Below are 4839 nucleotides of genomic sequence, written 5' to 3'. Positions count from 1 at the left end.
AGCACAGCCCTTGGAGAGGGGCTCTAATAACTACTACTCTATAATACAAGGAGAGAAGTATAGGATATGAAAAAACAAAGCTGGTTCATGCTGCTGGTTGCAATGTTCACTGCAATTTTGCTGTGCGGCTGCAGCCAGTATGACGGCAAGTACGAGGATGAGGCGTTTCTGACTGACAAGGAAAACCATTATATGGGGATCATGTGTGGCGGCAATGCGAAGTCGGACGGTACCTACTCCCTGCATGCAGGCAGCCTTTCCGGCGTACAAAGTCTGCGCACCTTTACGGTGGAAAAGGACGATACGGTGTGCGAGGTGACTTCCACACTCACTTGCCAAAAGGGGCAGGCCAAGCTGCTGGTGGTGAATGCGCAGGACAGAACACTGGTGGTGCAGTGGCCGTTGGACAGTCAAGAGCCAATGTCGGTCACGCTGCCGGTAGGCAAATATGAATTGCGCATTGCCGGCAGGAGCGCTGGTTATGATGGGACCATCAGCCTTGTGCTAAACGGACAGCTTTCGGCGTGGGATGGCGTGTGGGAGGAAGTGCAGGCGTCGGCAGAACAAGCATTGACCGGAGGCTGGGACGAACTCTTCCGCGGGTCCATCGATTCGCTGCGGGAAAAACTAGAAAATGAGCAGAAAGCCGCATAATGTATAGCTTTACCGAAATATGAAAGATTCTTTACGGCAATGTAAAATATGGCTGTTGACAAACCTTGCACGTGCCGTATAATGTAATCTGTGTGCATCTAGGGGTAAATCCAATCTGCCCTGCCACATTGGCGTTGTACGTGCTGCTTGTAGCGGCTTTTCCGGTGGGAAAAGACCGTGTAACAAACCTTTGCGGGGCGGCATAAAGCACGCTGACCCGCAGGGTAACGCGAGCGGCCGCAGCCGCAGTCACTGCGTACCCACAGCGGGAAATTCCGCAAAGGGGGATGCAGTAGTATGGACGAAAATATCATCGTATCACTGAAAGACATTGTTGTTGATTTTGACGGGCAGAAGGTTCTGGACGGACTTTCTCTCGACATTCACGACAAGGAGTTTGTGACCTTTCTGGGGCCTTCGGGCTGCGGCAAGACCACGACCCTGCGCGTGATTGCCGGGTTTATCACCCCAAAATCGGGCAATGTCTTTTTTGATGGCAAGGACATCGCGGATCTGCCGCCGTATAAGCGGCCGGTCAATACGGTGTTCCAGAAGTACGCGCTTTTTCCGCATCTGAACGTCTTTGAGAACGTTGCCTTCGGCCTGCGGCTGAAAAAGCTGCCCGAAGAAGAGATCCGTCCCAAAGTGCTGGAAATGCTGGAGATTGTCGGCCTCAAAGGGTTTGAACGCCGCAGCATCCATCAGCTTTCCGGCGGTCAGCAGCAGCGGGTAGCCATTGCCCGCAGTCTGGTCAACCAGCCCCGCGTATTGCTGCTGGACGAGCCGTTGGGCGCGCTGGACCTCAAACTCCGCAAGGAGATGCAGTTGGAACTCAAACGCCTCCAGCGCGAGATGAACATTACCTTTGTCTACGTCACCCACGATCAGGAAGAAGCCCTGACCATGTCGGATACCGTAGTGGTCATGTCTGGCGGCAACATCCAGCAGATCGGTTCTCCGCAGGATATTTACAACGAACCCTGCAATGCCTTTGTGGCGCGGTTCATTGGGGATTCCAACATTGTGGACGGCGTTATGATCAAGGACTTCCTTGTAAACTTCGGCGGTCATGACTTTACCTGTGTGGACCGGGGCTTTAAGCCCAACGAGCCGGTGCAGGTGGTCATCCGTCCGAGGACGTACAGATTGTGCCGCCTTCTGTGGGCATGCTGACCGGTCTGGTCCGGGAAGTTATCTTCAAGGGCGTACATTTCGAGATGCACGTGGACGTGGAAGGCTACGAATGGCTCATCCACTCTACGCAAGCCAGCCAGCCCGGCGAACTGATCGGTATGAACATCGGCCCCGACGAGATCCATATCATGGCGCGTACGGAGGTGTAAGCGATGCTCAAATCCAAAACCTCCCGCTGGCTGGCCGGACCCTATCTGATCTGGATGGCGGTCTTCATCGTAGTGCCGCTCTTCATTGTGATCTGGTATGCCATGACCACCGCCGACGGCCAGTTCACGCTGGACAACCTGACCCAGATTGGCCGGTATTCCAGCGTATTTGCCCGCAGCTTGATTTTGGCGGTGGTGTCCACCGTCATCTGCCTGATTCTGGCCTTTCCGGTGGGGTATTTCCTCTCTCGGCTGCGGGCCAACAAGCAGCATATCATGCTGATGCTGGTCATGCTGCCCATGTGGATGAACTTTCTGCTGCGTACGTATGCGTGGATGACGCTGCTGGAGAAAAATGGCCTGATCAACAAATTTTTCGGGTTGTTCGGTATTGGCCCCTTTACGATGATCAACACCTCCGGCGCGGTGGTGCTGGGCATGGTGTACAACTATCTGCCGTTTATGATTTTGCCCATTTACACGGCCATGACCAAAATTGATGATTCCATCATTGAGGCCGCACAGGATTTGGGCTGCAACGTCTGGCAGATTCTCTGGCGGGTGCTGGTGCCCCTGACCGGCCCCGGCATCGCCACCGGCATCACGCAGGTGTTTGTGCCGTCGGTGTCCACCTTTATCATCAGCCGCATGTTGGGCGGCGGTTCCAATCTGCTCATCGGCGACTTGATCGAATTGCAGTTCCTCGGCAACTCCTACAACCTCAACCTCGGCTCTGCCATGAGTCTGGTACTGATGGTCATTGTGCTGCTCTGCATGAGCTTCACCTCCAGCTTCGACGAGTCGGAAATGGAAGGGGGGATGTAAGGTGAACAAAAAGCAATCGGTGCTTTTACAGCGCACCTATATCATCCTGATTTTCTGCTTCATGTACCTGCCCATTGCGGTGATGATTGCTTTCAGCTTTAACGAGAGCAAGTCCCGCTCCAATTTTACCGGCTTTACGCTGGACTGGTACCGGAGCCTCTTCCACAACGAGATGATCCTCTCGGCATTGGGGCTCAGTCTGGTGCTGGCACTGATCTCCAGCATTCTGGCTACGGTGCTTGGTACGCTGGCTACCATCGGCATCAATTCTATGAGCCGCCGTACCCAGCTTTTGGTCAACAACATTAGTTATGTTCCGGTGGTCAACCCCGAAATCATCACCGGTGTTTCGCTGATGCTGCTCTTTGTCATGGCCCAGAATTTCGGTCTGGGCGGGGAAGAGGGGCTGTTCGGCTGGCCCACGCTGATCATCGCCCACATTACTTTCAATGTGCCCTATGTCATCTTCAATGTGGGACCCAAACTGCGGCAACTGGATCCCAGCTTGTACAATGCTGCACTGGATCTGGGCTGTACGCCCCGGCAGGCTTTCTTTAAGGTCATTTTGCCCCAACTCTCTCCGGCCATTCTGTCGGCGTTCCTGATCTGCCTGACCTATTCAATCGACGACTTTATGATCTCTTACTTCAACTCGGGCACTATGCAGACGCTGCCCATTGCGATCTATTCCATGACCCGTAAAAAGGTCAGCCCCGAGATCAATGCCCTGTCGGCGGTGATGTTCTGTGTCATCCTCGCCATCATTTTGATTTCCAACGCAGCGGATTCCCGCGCCTACCGCCGGAATCAAAATGCCATCCGCAAGGCGATGCAGGAGGAGGGAGAGCACTGATGAGAGAGCGATACAAACGGTTTGCCGCGGCAGGTGCAGCGGTGCTGTTGACGGCGACTTTTGCGCCTTCCGTCTGGGCGGAAGGGGACGAGATTTCGGTCACGGAAGATATCTCCGTTTCGGCCGATTATGACTGGACCCGCTTTGCCGACGACAACATCACCCTGAATGTCTACAACTGGGGTCTGTATATTTCGGACGGCTCCGATGATAGTGTAGATGTACTCTCCGCCTTTGAAGAGCTGACCGGTATCAAGGTCAACTACACCACCTTTGACTCCAACGAAAGCCTGTATGCCAAGATGAAGTCCGGCGGCGCCACCTACGACGTGATTTTCCCGTCAGACTATATGGTGGGCAAGATGGCTGCCGAAGGGATGTTGGCACCGTTGGATTTTGCCAACATTCCCAATTTCGCCGGCATCGGGGAAGAATATCTCGGTTGGGACTTCGACCCTGAAAATACGTATAGTGTGCCCTATACGTGGGGTACTACGGGGCTGATTTACAATACCACATTGGTGGATGAAGCCCCCACCAGTTGGTCGGCGCTGTGGGATGTGCAATATGCCAACAACGTGCTGATGTTCAACAACTCTCGGGACGCCTATGCCATTGCGGCGAAGAAGCTGGGGTACTCGCTGAATCCCGCTTCGGTGGAAGAAGTTCAGACTGTCATGCAGGAGTTGAAGAACCAGAAAAGTGTAGTACAGGCCTATGTCATGGACGAGATCTTTGACAAGATGGAGGGCGGCGAGGCTGCTATGGCACCCTATTATGCGGGGGATGCCTTGACGATGATCGACGAAAACCCCGATCTGGCCTTTGTGCATCCCAGCGAGGGTGTAAACTTTTTTGTGGATAGCATGTGCATCCCGGCCAATTCCAATAATAAGGAAGCCGCCGAGTTGTTCATCAACTATATGTGCGAACCGTCGGTGGGCCTCGCCAACTGCGATTATATCGGGTATTCCACGCCCATCACCGCGGTGTGGGAACAGTTGGATGACGACCTAAAATACAACGAAATTGCTTACCCCGGTGACGATGTGATGAGCAAGGCGGAGGTATTTACCACCTTGCCGGATGAGATCAATGCGGCAATGGATTCCCAGTGGAGCGAGATGAAAAGCTACGAGGAAGGCGGCAGCGGCTGGATGGTCG

General features: G+C 54.0%; 4 protein-coding genes and 1 pseudogene. All 5 read left to right on the top strand.

What is annotated here, in order from left to right:
- Positions 1-66 precede the first annotated feature (66 nt).
- Complete coding sequence (locus Q0526_RS01715; protein WP_298730245.1) at positions 67-654, top strand: hypothetical protein; 588 nt, start codon at positions 67-69, stop codon at positions 652-654.
- A 297-nt stretch (positions 655-951) separates the two neighbouring features.
- Positions 952-1997, top strand: a pseudogene (potA, locus tag Q0526_RS01710) (spermidine/putrescine ABC transporter ATP-binding protein).
- Between the two features lie 3 nt (positions 1998-2000).
- Positions 2001-2822 (top strand): ABC transporter permease, encoded by an 822-nt coding sequence (locus Q0526_RS01705; RefSeq protein ID WP_298730244.1) that lies wholly within the window; start codon positions 2001-2003, stop codon positions 2820-2822.
- 61 nt (positions 2823-2883) lie between these two features.
- Complete coding sequence (locus tag Q0526_RS01700; RefSeq protein WP_298730247.1) at positions 2884-3675, top strand: ABC transporter permease; 792 nt, start codon at positions 2884-2886, stop codon at positions 3673-3675.
- On the top strand, positions 3675-4839 hold a 1165-nt coding region (locus tag Q0526_RS01695; RefSeq protein WP_298730242.1), incomplete at its 3' end, for a spermidine/putrescine ABC transporter substrate-binding protein. The genes Q0526_RS01700 and Q0526_RS01695, both read left to right, overlap by 1 nt.

The sequence above is a fragment of the uncultured Subdoligranulum sp. genome (genome assembly GCF_937890665.1).
The sequence above is the reverse complement of the archived record's forward strand: the minus strand, read 5'-3'. Positions and strand labels throughout refer to the sequence as shown.

Coding starts and splice junctions, on each gene's coding strand:
- Q0526_RS01715 (WP_298730245.1), top strand. CDS start 67: ATGAAAAAACAAAGCTGGTTCATGCTGCTGGTTGCAATGTTCACTGCA.
- Q0526_RS01700 (WP_298730247.1), top strand. CDS start 2,884: ATGTACCTGCCCATTGCGGTGATGATTGCTTTCAGCTTTAACGAGAGC.
- Q0526_RS01705 (WP_298730244.1), top strand. CDS start 2,001: ATGCTCAAATCCAAAACCTCCCGCTGGCTGGCCGGACCCTATCTGATC.